13 protein-coding genes are annotated in these 14,796 nt (G+C 52.5%); 12 read left to right on the forward strand and 1 reads right to left on the reverse strand.

The window, feature by feature from the left end; translation table 11 throughout:
- Positions 1-406: 406 nt before the first annotated feature.
- The 4 genes from modB to D5S03_RS03910 all read left to right on the forward strand — a co-directional run bounded on the left by modB (position 407) and on the right by D5S03_RS03910 (position 4,356).
- On the forward strand, positions 407-1,084 hold the full coding sequence (gene modB / locus D5S03_RS03895) for a molybdate ABC transporter permease subunit (RefSeq protein ID WP_008868620.1): 678 nt from the start codon (positions 407-409) through the stop codon (positions 1,082-1,084).
- An 11-nt stretch (positions 1,085-1,095) separates the two neighbouring features.
- On the forward strand, positions 1,096-1,854 hold the full coding sequence (modA, locus tag D5S03_RS03900; protein ID WP_287042744.1) for a molybdate ABC transporter substrate-binding protein: 759 nt from the start codon (positions 1,096-1,098) through the stop codon (positions 1,852-1,854).
- Between the two features lie 2 nt (positions 1,855-1,856).
- A complete protein-coding gene (locus tag D5S03_RS03905; RefSeq protein WP_008868622.1) occupies positions 1,857-2,600 on the forward strand; it encodes an ABC transporter ATP-binding protein in 744 nt (247 codons plus the stop codon).
- Between the two features lie 202 nt (positions 2,601-2,802).
- Positions 2,803-4,356 carry a sigma-54-dependent Fis family transcriptional regulator gene (locus D5S03_RS03910; protein WP_008868623.1) on the forward strand — a complete coding sequence of 518 codons (1,554 nt, stop codon included), beginning with the start codon at positions 2,803-2,805 and terminating at the stop codon, positions 4,354-4,356.
- A gap of 19 nt (positions 4,357-4,375) precedes the next feature.
- Here D5S03_RS03910 and D5S03_RS03915 read toward each other — a convergent pair whose 3' ends face one another.
- Positions 4,376-5,575 carry a hydroxymethylglutaryl-CoA lyase-like TIM-barrel protein gene (locus D5S03_RS03915; RefSeq protein ID WP_287042745.1) on the reverse strand — a complete coding sequence of 400 codons (1,200 nt, stop codon included), beginning with the start codon at positions 5,573-5,575 and terminating at the stop codon, positions 4,376-4,378.
- Between the two features lie 381 nt (positions 5,576-5,956).
- Here D5S03_RS03915 and nifH point away from each other — a divergent pair, with 381 nt between their 5' ends.
- The 8 genes from nifH to nifB all read left to right on the forward strand — a co-directional run bounded on the left by nifH (position 5,957) and on the right by nifB (position 14,782).
- Positions 5,957-6,787 (forward strand): nitrogenase iron protein, encoded by an 831-nt coding sequence (gene nifH, locus D5S03_RS03920; protein WP_008868625.1) that lies wholly within the window; start codon positions 5,957-5,959, stop codon positions 6,785-6,787.
- A gap of 36 nt (positions 6,788-6,823) precedes the next feature.
- Positions 6,824-7,147: a P-II family nitrogen regulator gene (locus D5S03_RS03925; protein WP_008868626.1), complete on the forward strand. Its 324-nt coding sequence runs from the start codon at positions 6,824-6,826 to the stop codon at positions 7,145-7,147.
- Positions 7,148-7,159: 12 nt separating this feature from the next.
- Complete coding sequence (locus tag D5S03_RS03930) at positions 7,160-7,555, forward strand: P-II family nitrogen regulator (RefSeq protein ID WP_008868627.1); 396 nt, start codon at positions 7,160-7,162, stop codon at positions 7,553-7,555.
- Positions 7,556-7,613: 58 nt separating this feature from the next.
- The gene (gene nifD, locus D5S03_RS03935) at positions 7,614-9,239 is read left to right on the forward strand and encodes a nitrogenase molybdenum-iron protein alpha chain (RefSeq protein WP_287042746.1); all 1,626 of its coding nucleotides are present in this window, start codon (positions 7,614-7,616) and stop codon (positions 9,237-9,239) included.
- 24 nt (positions 9,240-9,263) lie between these two features.
- Positions 9,264-10,640 (forward strand): nitrogenase molybdenum-iron protein subunit beta, encoded by a 1,377-nt coding sequence (gene nifK / locus D5S03_RS03940; RefSeq protein WP_008868629.1) that lies wholly within the window; start codon positions 9,264-9,266, stop codon positions 10,638-10,640.
- Positions 10,641-10,685: 45 nt separating this feature from the next.
- The gene (gene nifE, locus D5S03_RS03945) at positions 10,686-12,065 is read left to right on the forward strand and encodes a nitrogenase iron-molybdenum cofactor biosynthesis protein NifE (protein WP_287042747.1); all 1,380 of its coding nucleotides are present in this window, start codon (positions 10,686-10,688) and stop codon (positions 12,063-12,065) included.
- A 2-nt stretch (positions 12,066-12,067) separates the two neighbouring features.
- A complete protein-coding gene (locus tag D5S03_RS03950; RefSeq protein ID WP_287042748.1) occupies positions 12,068-13,432 on the forward strand; it encodes a nitrogenase component 1 in 1,365 nt (454 codons plus the stop codon).
- 84 nt (positions 13,433-13,516) lie between these two features.
- Positions 13,517-14,782, forward strand: a complete 1,266-nt coding sequence (gene nifB / locus D5S03_RS03955; protein ID WP_287042749.1) for a nitrogenase cofactor biosynthesis protein NifB — start codon at positions 13,517-13,519, stop codon at positions 14,780-14,782.
- Positions 14,783-14,796 lie beyond the last annotated feature (14 nt).

The raw sequence follows: 14,796 nt of genomic DNA on the forward strand, positions 1-14,796 counted from the left end.
CATGAATGTCGGAAGAAAGTGAGTGCTGGATGGTAAATTCAGTCAGCGGCATCAGGCCGGTGGCTGATTATCCTATCCATCCTGTTAATCCTGTCTAAGGCCTGCCACGCGCAGCGCGTGGTTCTTGTTTTTTATGACAGGGTTTCAGGAGTAAGTCAAAAGAAGGGTAGAGATAAGGAAGGGATCGGTTACAACCACCCCCGGCCCCTCCTTGGCTAAGGAGGGAAGTTACTACGTGCACGTAAGCCTATTCATTGGGGCAGGCCCAGTTAAACCTTGCTTTGCAGGAAATCCTTCAGATTTGTTTAACCCGGCAGGCCCAGTTAAACCCTGCTTTGCAGGATGTCAGATAAAGTTACCAACATGTTTGTTTGAAATTTGTGCTAAGCGCCTGGATTCTGCCCTTATGGATTTTACCCTTGATACTTCTTTTCTGTACCCACTGCAGCTTACCCTCAAGGTAGCTTCTCTGGCAACTTTTTTTGCCCTGTTACTGGGGGTTGCAGCAGCCCTTGTCATCCATAAATACCGATTTTTCGGCCGGGATCTGGTAGATTCAGTCCTTACCCTGCCTCTGGTCCTCCCCCCTACAGTACTTGGCTATTATCTGCTGGTTGTGATGGGCAGAAACAGTTTCCTGGGCAGATGGCTGGAAGACTCGCTGGGCATTTCCCTGGTTTTTACCTGGCAGGGTGCCGTGGTAGCCGCAACAGTTGTGGCCTTTCCCCTGGTCTTTCGATCCACCCGTTCCGCCCTGGAAAACGTAAATCCCTCTTATGAAAACGCTGCCAGAACCCTTGGCTGCAGCGAACCCAATGTCTTTTTCCGCGTATCCCTGCCCCTGGCCATGCCCGGCATCCTGTCCGGCACTATGCTGGCTTATGCGCGGGCCATGGGAGAATTCGGGGCAACTCTTATGGTGGCCGGCAACATGCCCGGCCGGACCCAGACCATGCCACTGGCCATATACAGCGCAGTTCAGTCCGGCAACAATGCCCTGGCCAACTCCTTAGTGGTAATCATCTCAGTGGTCTGCATTATTATCCTGTGGACCTCAGGCAAACTTCTTAAACCCAGAAGGTAGACAGGTGCATTATGCCCAGAATAACAACTCTCTTCCTGTTATCATTCTTTTTGCTTTTATCCTGGCCGGTTCAGGCCAGGGAGCTTATTGTCTCGGCAGCAGCCTCCTTAACAGAAGCATTCGAGGAAATAAGCGCCCAATTCGAGGCCGACAACCCCGGAGTCCGGATCATCAGAAATTACGCCGCATCAGGGGCCCTCTACAGGCAGATGACCCAGGGAGCGCCTGTGGATGTATATGCCCCGGCCAATATGCACTGGATGCAGGAAGCAGCAAGTGCCGGCCTGGTGGAGGCAGGCAACCTTCATGTATTTGCCCAAAACCAGGTAGTACTGGCTGTTCCCGGGTCAGATAAACCTGATATTTCCACTCCTGAAGATTTAAGATTGGGAAGAATCCGTAGAATAGGCATTACCAGTCCAGCCACCTCACCTGCGGGTAATTACGCCATGATTTCCCTTAAAAATCTTGGACTCTGGAATGAGCTGGAACAAAAAATGATTTACGCCGAAACAGTCACCCAGCTTATGGATTATATACGCAGGGGCGAAGTGGATGCAGGGCTGATTTATGCATCGGATATTTTGCGTGGCCAGGATGAAATACACAAAAAATACACAATGCCCCTGGATACTCCCCCCGTTTACCCCGTTGCTGTGTTGAGCAGCAGCACAAAACCCGGGCTTGCCCGTAAATTCGTTGATCTTGTATTATCTCAAAAAGGACAGGCCATCATGGAAAAAAACGGCTTTCAAGCAGCAAGTCAATAATAATGCATGTTCAATGTCAGATAAAAGCCAGCCTTAAAAGCGGTAAAGAAAACTTTTCCCTGGAGGCGGATTTTGACACATCGTCTTCATCCATTGTTTTGTTCGGTCCTTCGGGTGCCGGTAAAAGCCTGACTCTAATGGCCCTGGCCGGCCTTCAGACTCCTGACTCGGGAAAAATAGTCCTTGATGGACGCACCCTCTACGACTCGGCAAAAAAAATCAACATCCCTGCCAGAAAACGCAAGGTGGGATTGCTCTTCCAGGATTATGCCCTTTTCCCCCACCTGACAGTCATGGACAACGTGGGCTTTGGACTTAAAAGATCTTTCAGACCTTTGAAAGTTCAGCAAAAAAATAAGATTTACCAGTATATACAAATGTTTGGGCTGGAAAATCATACAGACAAAAAACCTCATGAACTGTCCGGTGGCCAGCGCCAAAGAGCGGCCCTGGCCAGAGCTCTGGTGAGCAACCCCGACCTTCTTTTGCTGGATGAACCTTTCAGCGCCCTGGATCAGCCCCTGCGCATCAAAATGCGCTCTGAACTGGGCAACATCCTGGAAAAATTCAACATGCCCATGATCATGGTCAGCCATGATCACCAGGACGTGGAGGCTTTTGGTGAAACCCTGGTTTCATTCGGCCACGGACGTGTCCTGGACGTACTGGATTACCAGTCCAGAAGAAGGCAGGGGCAAGATGTCATGGACATACTCACCCCCCTTTACCAGACTGCAAGCATATGACAGGAGCCTGGCCAGAGCATTGCCATGTTTTTACAAAAATCGCAATACAAGGCCACAAAACAGCCTTAATTTTGCACAATTTTGTACACCAACGCCCTGTACAGACAAAAAAGCCTTGGACATTAAGGCTCAACAAGCTGTAATTACAGAAACAATACTCTGTGGCCCGAAATATGTATGAGCTTAAATAAAAAAGATGCCTATGGAATCTCTGACCCAAGTCAAACTAAATGTCCTGCATGAAATCAGCAAGGTTATAGAAAAGGCCCTGGACCTGGACAAGGCCCTGGAAGCCATTCTGAAGATCCTGGCCGACTCCCTGAGCATGAAACGCGGAGCATTTTCCTTTATTGAAGAAGACAGCGGACTTCTGGTCATCAGCGCATCCCACGGCCTGACATCCCAGGAGAAAAACAGAGGGGTGTACCGCATGGATGAAGGCGTGACCGGGCGTATCTTCTCAACGGGCAAGCCCTTTATCGTGCCGGATATTGCAAAGGAACCCCTGTTCCTGGATAAGACAGGGTCCAGGAGCATGGAAAAGGAGCGGATTTCCTTTGCAGGCGTACCGGTAACCCTGCAGGGAACCACGGTGGGCGTTTTGACCGTGGACAGGCTCTTTGACCAGGACATATCCCTTGAGGAGGATATTCAGCTATTGAGCATCGTGGCCGCCATGGTAGCCCAGTTTGTCAGCCTGAACCGCCAGGTTAAAGACCGGGAAGAAAACCTGCGCAGAGAAAACCAGAATCTGAAAACCAGGCTTTCCAGCTCTTTTCAGAGGTTTTTTATTGTGGGCAAGAGCTCCAGCATGCTCCAGGTGCGACAGATGATGGAGAAGGTCGCCCCCACCAGGGCGACGGTCCTTTTGCTGGGAGAATCCGGCACAGGCAAGACTCTGATAGCTGGAATCATTCATGAATTAAGTGAAAGGGGAAAATTCCCTTTCATCAAGGTCAACTGCGCTTCCCTTCCGGAAAACCTTCTGGAGTCCGAGCTGTTTGGATATGAGAAGGGAGCTTTTACAGGGGCGGAGAGATCCAAGCCGGGGCGCTTTGAAGAGGCGCACAGAGGAACTATATTCCTGGACGAAATCGGGGAGATGCCGGCGGGGCTTCAGGCCAAGCTGCTCAGGTTCCTCCAGGAAAGGGAGTTTGAGCGTCTGGGAGGCGTCAAAACCCACCGGGTGGACGTAAGGGTCATTGCAGCCACCAACAAGGAACTGGACAAAGAGGTTCAAGAAGGCCGGTTTCGCGAAGACCTGTACTATCGCCTGAATGTCTTCCCCATCTGGGTACCTTCACTGCGCGAAAGAAGAGAGGATATCCCCTCCCTGATCAATCATTTTCTGGACAAAATGGCCCGGGAATACGGCAGGAGGCTGGTCCTGAGCAACTCCAGCCTGGATTATCTGGTTGAGTACGAATGGCCGGGCAATATCCGGGAAATGGAAAACCTCATGGAAAAACTCTCCATAATGAGCGAAGGACAGATAGTGGCATTAAAGGACCTGCCATCAGATATGCAGCAAGAAAAGGTTTGCCCCGGAAAAGTTCAGGAGCAGGCCCGGGATCACTCGCTTCTGGACATGGAGAAAAAAGAAATCCTGTCCGCCTTGCAGCGCAACAGCTGGATTCAGTCCAGGGCGGCCAGGGAACTTGGTCTCACCCAGCGCCAGATGGGGTATCGCATCAAGAAATTCAACCTGGAAGAATACGTGTCCCGGAAGAAAAATATTGAAAAACCCCTGGACTGATTGAAGATAATCATCAATTTCAGCCTGCCTGCCCCTGCAGCATACTGACCACCTGCTCATCATCCAGTGGAGAGCCTTTTATGCTGGCGGCCCGGCGTACATCCCTGACCAGTCCCTCCAGGTCTACAAAATCCGGGTTTACACCCATCTCCATGAGCTTGCCCCGGACAGCACCCGCCCCGCTCTTTCTGCCCAGGCTGATCCTGCGCTGCATGCCCATCTTGTGGGGCTCAAAAGGTTCAAACAGATCAAAGGACTTGTACAGCGCATCAGCATGCAGGCCTGACTCGCAGTGAAAAAGCTGCCTGCCCAAAACCGCCCTGTCAGGGTTTATGTGCACTCCGGCCAGGCCGGCCACGCAGGTGCTGAGCTCCGGAAGGCTTTGGACATCGTATCCAGCATGTCCCTTATTGTACACGAGAAAAGTCAGAACTTCTTCTAAGCGGGCTATGCCGGCACGCTCACCGATTCCCAGCAGGCTTACATCCACATAATCCACCCCGCAGGATAATGCCGTGAGAGCATTGGCTGTGGCCATACCGAAATCATTGTGACCATGAAAGGCAAGGCTTATATCCAGTTTTTCCCTGAAGGGTCTCACAGCCTCCATCAGCTCTCCAGGCTCCATAACTCCCAGAGTGTCTGAAAGGCGGACGCGCCACACTCCCAGATCTCTGGCCATAAGGGCCGCACGCAGGGCAAACTCCCGGTCAGCCCGGGAAAAATCCTCCAGGCCCAGGGACAACTTTGCTTTCAGTTTGTCCGTGCCGGCCAGGGTCCTTTCAAGTAGCCTGAGCGCCCCGCACCGGTCCAGTCCCAGTCTCTTCTCAATATGCAGATCTGATACAGGCAGGGCTGCGCTTATGATGTCCGGGTCCAGGCTGTCGGCGTATTCCAGTTCCTGAATACGGCAGGGTGACCAGAGGCTGATTTTTGTAGAACCATGATGTTGCCTGGCATACTTTATCAAGGTCTCAAGCTCTTCATCTCTGCCCACAGACCCTGTCTCCAGCTCATCCAGGCCCAGACGGTGCAAACCGTCCACAATCACTTTTTTCTGCTCAAGGCTTAGATAAAGCCCGTAACGCTGGTCTCCTTCTCTTAATGTAGTATCTATAAGCATGAAAACTTTTTTGCACAAAGCATGCCTCAAAACAGCCCTTATCACCCTGCTGCCTTCTATATCATCAGTACATGGCCCCAGTTTAAGTGTAAGCATTCAGGGGGTACTCAGTTTTAGTTCCTGGCACTCACGCCTCTGGCGTGATTCCGGCACCCCCTGAATGCTTACGTTTAAGTACAGAAGCTGAAAAATGCACTCCCAGGCTGTCATGCCCGCAGACAACACAACTTCTTCAGACCCTACAAATTTGTAGTACACAGCTACATTTTAGAATGTATCCCTGCATCTGAAAAAGGCCTGGACAATCAAAAAGCCTGGCACAATATCCAGCATAATATCAATCATTTAAACTCTATAAACCCTGCCTCCAATCTTCTGGCATGTCTTTTGCCAAATGAAAAAAACGCGGCACATGGATGGTACATTCCAGGCCAATAAAGGCGGAGTGCTGCGAAAAAAATACAGGAGGAGCATTTCATGCGCAAAGTAGCAATCTATGGCAAAGGCGGAATCGGCAAATCAACAACAACCCAGAATACGGTAGCAGGCCTGGTGGAACTGGGCAAAAGAGTCATGGTGGTTGGTTGTGACCCCAAAGCGGACTCCACCAGGCTTCTGCTGGGGGGACTCTCTCAGCAGACTGTACTGGATACCCTGCGCGAGGAAGGCGAGGATGTGGAACTCGACGATGTACGTATCGGTGGATACGGCAATTCCCTGTGCGTGGAGTCCGGTGGACCGGAACCTGGAGTGGGCTGCGCCGGACGCGGCATCATTACTTCCATCAATCTGCTGGAACAGCTGGGGGCCTATGAGGAAGACGAGAGCCTGGACTATGTATTTTACGACGTCCTGGGCGACGTTGTCTGCGGTGGCTTTGCCATGCCCATCCGGGAAGGAAAGGCCCAGGAGATATACATTGTTGTTTCAGGGGAAATGATGGCCATGTATGCGGCCAACAACATCTGCAAAGGCATAAGGAAGTTTTCCGAAACCGGGGGTGTTCGCCTGGGCGGTCTTATCTGCAACAGCAGGGCTGTGGACAACGAGGAGGCAATGATCAAGGCCTTTGCTGAAAAGCTGGGCAGTCAGATGATTTACTTTGTCCCCCGGGATAATGATGTGCAGCGGGCCGAGATCAATCGCAAAACGGTTATCGACTTCACTCCCCAGGCCCCGCAGGCGGATCACTACCGCAACCTGGCCAAAGCAATGGACAGCAACCAGATGTTCGTAGTCCCCACACCCATTGAGACAGAAGAACTGGAAAGCCTGCTTCTGGAATACGGAATCCTGGAAACCGCTTAATCGCTGCGTAAAAAAAAGCACACAAGGAGAAACAACATGCTTATGATTCGCGCCATTGTCCGGCCGGAAAAAACTACAGAGGTAATGCAGTCTCTGCTGGACGCAGGATATCCGGCCCTGACCAAGGTGGAAGTAGCCGGCCGGGGCAAGCAGAGAGGACTCAAGCTGGGAGAGGTAATCTACGACGAACTGCCCAAAGAGATGATAATGACCGTGATCCCTGATGCAGATAAGGAGTTTGTGACCAGGGCCATCCTGGACAGCGCCCGCACAGGCAAAGGCAGCTTCGGCGACGGCAAGATATTCATATCTCCGGTGGATGAAGTTTATACTGTCTCTTCCGGAGTAAAGGAAACATAGAAGGGGTAGTTTATGAAAGAAGTGATGGCCATTATCCGGGCCAATAAAATAAACCAGACAAAAAAGGCCCTGGTGGCTGCCGGCCTGCCCTCATTCACGGCTGTGAAATGCATGGGCCGTGGGAGTCGTCCTGTGGATTTTGAAATGCTGGAAGCCATGAACAGGTCCCCTGAAGATGCCGGGGAGATACTGCCCATCCTTTCCCAGGGCGGCAGGCTTATCCCCAAACGGATGTTAAGCCTCATAGTACCTCCGCAAAAGGTACAGGAGGTGGTGGATATCATCATGCAGGAAAACAGTACAGGAAACCAGGGGGACGGCAAGGTATTCGTTCTGCCCATAAGTGACGTCCTGAGGGTCAGGACCGAAGAAGAGGGCCTTCAGGCCATTGATGAAATGCAGCAATGAAAACAAAAACCATCCCATGAACATATTCAACAATTTTTAAGGACCAGGGAGATACAGCATGTCAGATCTTAAATCATGTCCCAGCGTGGACCTGGAAGAATTTGTAGACAACATCCTGAAGAAATATCCGGCCAAAGTGGCCAAAAAACGAAAAGACCATATCCTGGTGCGCAAGGAAGAGGACCCCGCCCGGGAGAGCATTCAGGCCAACAACAGGACTGTGCCGGGCATCATCACCCAGAGGGGCTGCTGCTATGCAGGCTGCAAGGGGGTTGTGCTGGGCCCGGTGGGGGATATGGTTCATATCACTCACGGTCCCATAGGCTGCGGGTTTTACGCCTGGCTCACCAGGCGCAATCTCTTCAAGCCCGGCGAAGATGGAAAAAACTATTCCACGTACTGTTTTTCCACGGACATGCAGGAGCAAGATATTATTTTTGGAGGGGAAAAAAAGCTCAAACAGGCCATCAAGGAAGCCTGGGAGACCTTTAAACCCAATGCCATAAGCGTGCATGCCACCTGTCCAGTGGGCCTGATAGGCGACGATGTCCAGGCAGTGGCCAGGGAAGCAGAGGCAGAGCTGGGAGTAAAGGTCCTGGCCTTCAACTGCGAGGGCTACAAGGGAGTCAGCCAGTCTGCAGGCCATCACATTGCCAACAACAAACTGTTCAACGAAACAGTGGGTACAAAAGACGAGGCTATCCCCGGATACAGTGTGAATATACTCGGAGAGTACAACATCGGTGGTGATGCCTGGGAAATAGAAAGAATCCTGGAAAAATGCGGCATCAAAATTGCCGCTACCTTCAGCGGGGACGGCAAGTATGATTCCATGACCTCCTCGCACATGGCCTCTTTAAACCTCATCATGTGCTACAGGTCCATCAACTACCTGGCGGAGATGATGGAAACCAAGTACGGCATACCCTGGGCCAAGGTCAATTTCATCGGGGTCAAGGCCATGTCCAAATCCCTGCGCAAGATAGCCAGGTTCTTTGAAGACCCTGAGCTTACCAGGCGGATTGAAGAAGTAATAAAGGAAGAAGAAGAGAGCGTGGAGCAAAAGCTGGCCCCCTACAGGGAACGTCTGCAGGGTAAAACCGCCATGCTTTTCGTGGGAGGCTCCAGGGCACATCACTACCAGGACCTTTTACGCGACCTGGGCATGGAGCCGGTAGCGGCAGGATATGAATTCGCCCACAGGGACGACTACGAAGGAAGTCACATAGCAGGGAAAATCAAGGTGGATGCAGACAGCAGGAACATAGAAGAACTCAAAGTGGAGCCTGATTCTGAAAAGTACAGCCCCCGGGTTTCTCCTGAAAAGAAAAAGGAGCTCGAACAGGAATCTGTACTGGGGCACTACCACGGCATGATTCCGGATATGCCCCCGGGCACTCTCGTGGTGGACGACATAAGCCATCTGGAACTGGAAGAACTCATCAAAACTCTTAAGCCGGATATTATCCTCTCCGGGATCAAGGACAAGTACGTAATCGAAAAATTCAACGTTCCCAGCAAGCAGATTCACAACTACGATTATTCCGGGCCCTTTGCCGGATATAAAGGAGCAGTCAACTTCGCCCGGGATATCGATATGATGATCAACAACCCGGCCTGGAAGCTTGCAGTCCCTCCCTTTGAGAAAAAGCCGCTGCTTTCGGCAGATCTGGGAACCGACTAATCAAAACATCCAAGGAGAACTAAAGTGCTGGACCATACACCTGCAGAAGTTACATCCCGGAAGGCCCTCCGGGTCAACCCGGCCAAGACCTGTCAGCCCATTGGGGCCATGTATGCGGCCCTGGGAATCCATCGCTGCCTGCCCCACAGCCACGGCAGCCAGGGATGCTGCTCTTATCACAGAAGTCATTTAACCCGGCACTTCAAGGAACCGGTCATGGCTTCAACAAGCTCCTTTACTGAAGGAGCATCGGTGTTCGGAGGAAGCCCCAACCTGAGACAATCTTTGAAAACCATTTTCCAGGCCTATGATCCTGATGTGGTTGCCGTACACACCACCTGCCTTTCCGAAACCATTGGCGACGACATCCCGACCATTGTCAAAAAGGCTGAAGACGACGGTATTGTGCCCAGGGGCAAAAAGGTCATCCATGCCAGTACCCCCAGCTATGTGGGATCACACGTCACCGGCTTTTCCAACATGGTCAAAGGCATAGCCTCTTATTTCACCCATCCGGCAGAACATAAAATCAAAGACCAGATCAATGTCCTGCCCGGATACGTGGAACCGGCGGACATGCGCAAAATAAAAAGCATGGTCTCTGAGATGGGCCTTAAACAGCTGGTCTTTCCAGACACCTCGGATGTACTGGATACCCCCAAAACAGGTGAATACAGCATGTATCCCAAAGGCGGCATAAAGATGCAGGAGCTCGAGCAGACCGGAAACAGCCTGCATACAATAGCCATGGGACATTTTTCCTCTCTTGAGGCTGCCACCTACATGGATCAGAAAGCCGGTGTCCCTTTTACCCTGTGCGATATACCCATAGGGGTTCAGGCCACGGACAGGTTTGTGCAGGCTGTCATGGACGCCACAGGAGCCTCACCCACCCAGGCCATGCTGGATGACCGGGGCCGCCTAGTGGATATGATGACTGACTACCAGCACTATCTGTACGGAAAAAAAGTGGCCCTGTGGGGAGATCCGGACCAGATCATCAGTATGGCCGAATTCATGGTCAGCATGGGCATGCAGCCTGTGTACGTGCTCACCGGCACTCCGGGCAAGGCCTTTGAGAAACGCATGAAAAAAATATTAAATGACACTGTGCCCAATGCTGTATTCGGCCACAGCCAGGACCTGTTCTACCTGCATCAGCTTATCAAGCAGGAGCCTGTGGACCTGCTGGTGGGCAATACCTACGGTAAATACATTGCCCGGGCCGAGGACATACCCTTTGTCCGCTTCGGATTTCCCATACTGGACCGTACCGGACACAGCTATTTCCCAAGCGTTGGCTATAAGGGCGGCATGCATTTTTTAAGTGCCATGATAAATACACTTCTGGAACGCATGGACCGCGACAGCCCGGACGAATGCTTCGAACTGGTGCTGTGATCTGTACTGTTGCGCATGCCCGTAAAACACAAAAGGAAAGATAAAATGCAGCCTGGATTGCTTAAAGACAGACAGAAACAGGTCTATCAGAAAGGGACCACTCCCTTTGACCTGGATTGCAACAAAGGCAGCCTGGCCGGAGCCGTGAGTCAGCGGGCCTGCGTATTCTGCGGCTCCAGGGTGGTGCTCTACCCCATTGCCGATGCCCTTCACTTAGTACACGGCCCGGTGGGTTGTGCAGCCTACACCTGGGACATCCGGGGCTCCCTGTCCTCGGGTCCTGAACTGTACCGCCTTAGTTTTACCACGGATCTCCAGGAAAAGGATGTCATATTCGGCGGAGAAAAAAAGCTCTACCAGGCCTTAGTGGAACTCATCGAGCGCCATGACCCAAGGGCCGCCTTTGTCTACTCCACCTGTATCGTGGGACTCATCGGGGATGACCTGGCAGGAGTATGCAAAAAGGTCAGCCGGGAAAAGGATATACCGGTCATCCCGGTGCAGTCCGAGGGATTCAAAGGCAATAAAAGGGCCGGATACCAGGCTGCCTGCAAGGCCATGTTTGAACTGGTGGGTTCGGCTGACACCAGTGATATTTCCCCGGTGGCAATCAATATCCTGGGGGATTTCAACCTGGCCGGGGAGACCTGGATAATCAGGGATTATTACCGGCGCATGGGAGTGGAAGTGGTGGCCAACATAACCGGAGACGGCCGGGTGGATGACATCAGACGATGTCACGGGGCCTCCCTGAACCTGGTGCAGTGCTCCGGAGCCACCGTGGAACTGGCTAAATTGATGCAGGAAAAATACGGCATCCCCTATAAGCAGGTCTCCTATTTTGGAATGGAGGATATGGCCAGGGCCCTGTATGAAACCGCTGATTTCTTCCAGGATAAGGACCCGGGCATAGCAGCCAGGACCCAGGAAATTGTCCGCCGGGAACTGCAGGCCATACACCCGGAAGTGCAGAAATACCGCCGGGACCTGGAAGGCAGAAAAGCGGCCATCTACGTGGGCGGAGCCTTTAAGGCCTTTTCCCTCATCAAGTGCTTCAGACACCTGGGTATGCAGGTGGAAATCGTCGGGTCCCAGACCGGCACAAAAGAGGAATACCAGGAAATGGCTGACATGTGCCATGAAGGCACCATTATCGTAGACGACACCAACCCCTCTGAACTTGCCCGTTTTATCAAGGAAAAGGACGTGGATATTCTGGTTGGAGGCATCAAGGAGCGTCCCATAGCCTATAAGCTGGGCATCGGCTTTTGTGATCACAATCATGAGCGCAAGCTGGCCCTGGAAGGCTTTGAAGGCATGGTCAACTTTGCCCGCGAAGTACACTCCACAGTCATGAGCCCGGTCTGGAATTTTGTCCCCCGAAGGGCCGGCGGCATGACAAACCACAAAAACATGGAGGATTGATCATGCTGGATGCTGCAACACCTTATGTCTCCACTACCAATGCCTGCAAACTGTGTACTCCCCTGGGGGCCTGCATTGCCTTTAAAGGCCTCGAAGGCTGTATGCCCATCCTGCACGGTTCCCAGGGCTGTGCCACCTACATGCGCAGGTACATCATCAGCCATTTCCGGGAACCTGTGGACATAGCATCTTCTGCTCTGGGGGAGGACCAGGCCATCTATGGCGGCGGTCCCAACCTGATGCAGGGCATCATCAATGTTATGGACAAATACAATCCAGATATCATCGGAATAGCCTCCACCTGCCTCACAGAGACCATTGGAGACGACGTGCCCATGATTTTGTCCGGATTTAAGAAAGAATTTGCACATTTAAAAATTCCGGAACTCATTCACGTATCCACTCCCAGCTATTCCGGCACCCATATGGAGGGCTTTCACAGGGCCATCAGGCAGACTGCAATACAAATGGCTGAGCCGGACCCCCTGCCCCACAGCAAAATTACAGTCCTGCCGGGATTTGTCTCCCCCTGGGACGTCCGGCATCTGAAAGGGGTCATGCGTGATTTTGATATTCCCGGAATCATCCTGCCGGATATCTCCGAGACCCTGGAAGGAACCATCCAGGAAGACATTGAGATGGTCCCCTCCGGCGGCACGTCCATGCAGGATCTCAAATCCCTGGGTGGCAGCCCCGCCTGCATCGAACTTGGCAGCTGCATAAAAAACGACCTGAGTACTGCCGGGTGGCTGGAAAAAAACCTGAATGTACCTGCACACCGCCTGGGCCTGCCCATAGGACTGCGGGGCATGGATGCTTTCATGCAGACCCTGTCCCGGATTTCAGGCAAAGACATGCCCCGGGAGCAGATGCTGGAGCGGGGCAGACTGGTGGATGCATACGTGGATGCGCACAAGTATCTGTTCGGCAAGAAGTGCCTGATCTATGGCGAAGAAGACCTGGTAACCGGACTGGTATCCTTTCTGGCGGAAACAGGTGTGCAGCCGGTGCTGGCTGCATCCGGAGGCAGAAGCGGCCTGATGCAGAAAAGCATCGAACAGGCCTGTGATGGAATGCTGCCACAGACGCCCTCTGTATTATCCGGAGTGGATTTCTACCAGATAGTGGAAGAGGCTGAAAAGCTGGAGCCGGACTTTATCCTGGGCAACAGCAAGGCTTATCGCATAGCTGCAGGCAAATGGGACATACCTCTTATCAGAGTGGGCTTTCCAGTACATGACCGTATGGGGGCTGGACGTATAAGGCATGCAGGCTATGAAGGAGCCTACGACCTGCTCATGAGAATCGTCAATACCCTGCTGGAAAAAAGACAGGAAGATGCCGATCTGGGCTGGGGCTACATGTAGGCAGAATCCCTGATCCGGTCTGAATATAAAATACCTGAGGCGGTGACGGAAAACTTTCAAGCCGCCTGAACATCGGAGACCAATATGAGTAAATTAGACCTCTCCAGACACCCGTGTTTCAACAAAAAAGCAAAAGGGGGATGTGGGAGAATCCACCTGCCGGTGGCCCCCAAGTGCAATATCCAATGCAATTTCTGCAACCGCAAGTATGACTGTGTCAATGAATCCAGGCCGGGGGTAACCTCTGCAGTGCTTACCCCGGTTCAGGCGGTGGAATATCTAAAAGAGGTCCAGAGGCTCGAAGGCAGTCTGACAGTAGCTGGAATAGCCGGTCCCGGGGATCCCATGGCCAATGCCCCCCAGACCCTGGAAACCATCGCCAGGGTGCGCAGTGAGTTTCCGGATCTGTTGCTGTGTCTGTCTTCCAATGGCCTGAGTCTGCCTGATCACGTAACAGAGCTAAAAAAGCTGGGCGTGACCCATGCCACAGTAACCGTCAATGCCATTGACCCGGAAACAGGCAAGGATATATATGCCTGGGTCAGGGACAGCAAAGTCGCTTATCAGGGCAGGGAAGCGGCGTCTCTACTCTGGTCCAGGCAAAAAGAAGCAATCCTGAAGCTCAGGGAAAATGGTATCCTGGTCAAGATGAACTCCATTGTTCTGCCGGGAATAAACGACCATCATATCCAGGATATAGCTGAAAAAGCAGGAGAAATGGACGTAAGCCTGCTGAACTGCATCCCGGTGCATCCGAGTCCCGGAGCCAGGTTTGAAAATATAGACGAACCGGATAAGGCTTTTATAGATTCCCTCCGGAAAAAAGCCTCGCAGCACGTACCGCAGATGACCCACTGCCGCAGATGCCGGGCCGATGCAGTGGGCCTTCTGGACCGGGACAGATCCTTAGAGCTTGCACCTGTCATGCGCGATGTTGCTGCCAGACCGGTAATCCCCGACGACAGTGAAAAGCGACCCCATGTGGCGGTGGCCACCAGAGAAGGCATGCTGGTAAACCAGCACCTGGGCCATGCAGAAAAGTTTCAGATATGGACCCGGTCCAATGGTGACTACAAGCTGGTGGAGTCCAGGCAGGCCCCGGAAGCCGGAGGCGGATTACAGCGCTGGCATGAAATGGCCCGGGTCCTGCAGGACTGCCGGGCGGTGATAATAAGTGCTGTCGGGGATACCCCGAGAACTGTCCTGGAAAAATCCGGAATGGTGGTCCTGGAAATGGAAGGCCTCATTGAAGAAGGCCTGGATGCAGCGTATAAAGGCACTGATGTTTCCGGCTTAAGACCAGTCAAGACCAAAAGCTGTTCCGGAGGGATAGCTGGAGGCTGCGGATAAGGGTTGGGGGGATT

It is taken from the genome of Desulfonatronospira sp. MSAO_Bac3 (assembly GCF_003838035.1).
Lineage (GTDB): Bacteria > Desulfobacterota > Desulfovibrionia > Desulfovibrionales > Desulfonatronovibrionaceae > Desulfonatronospira > Desulfonatronospira thiodismutans.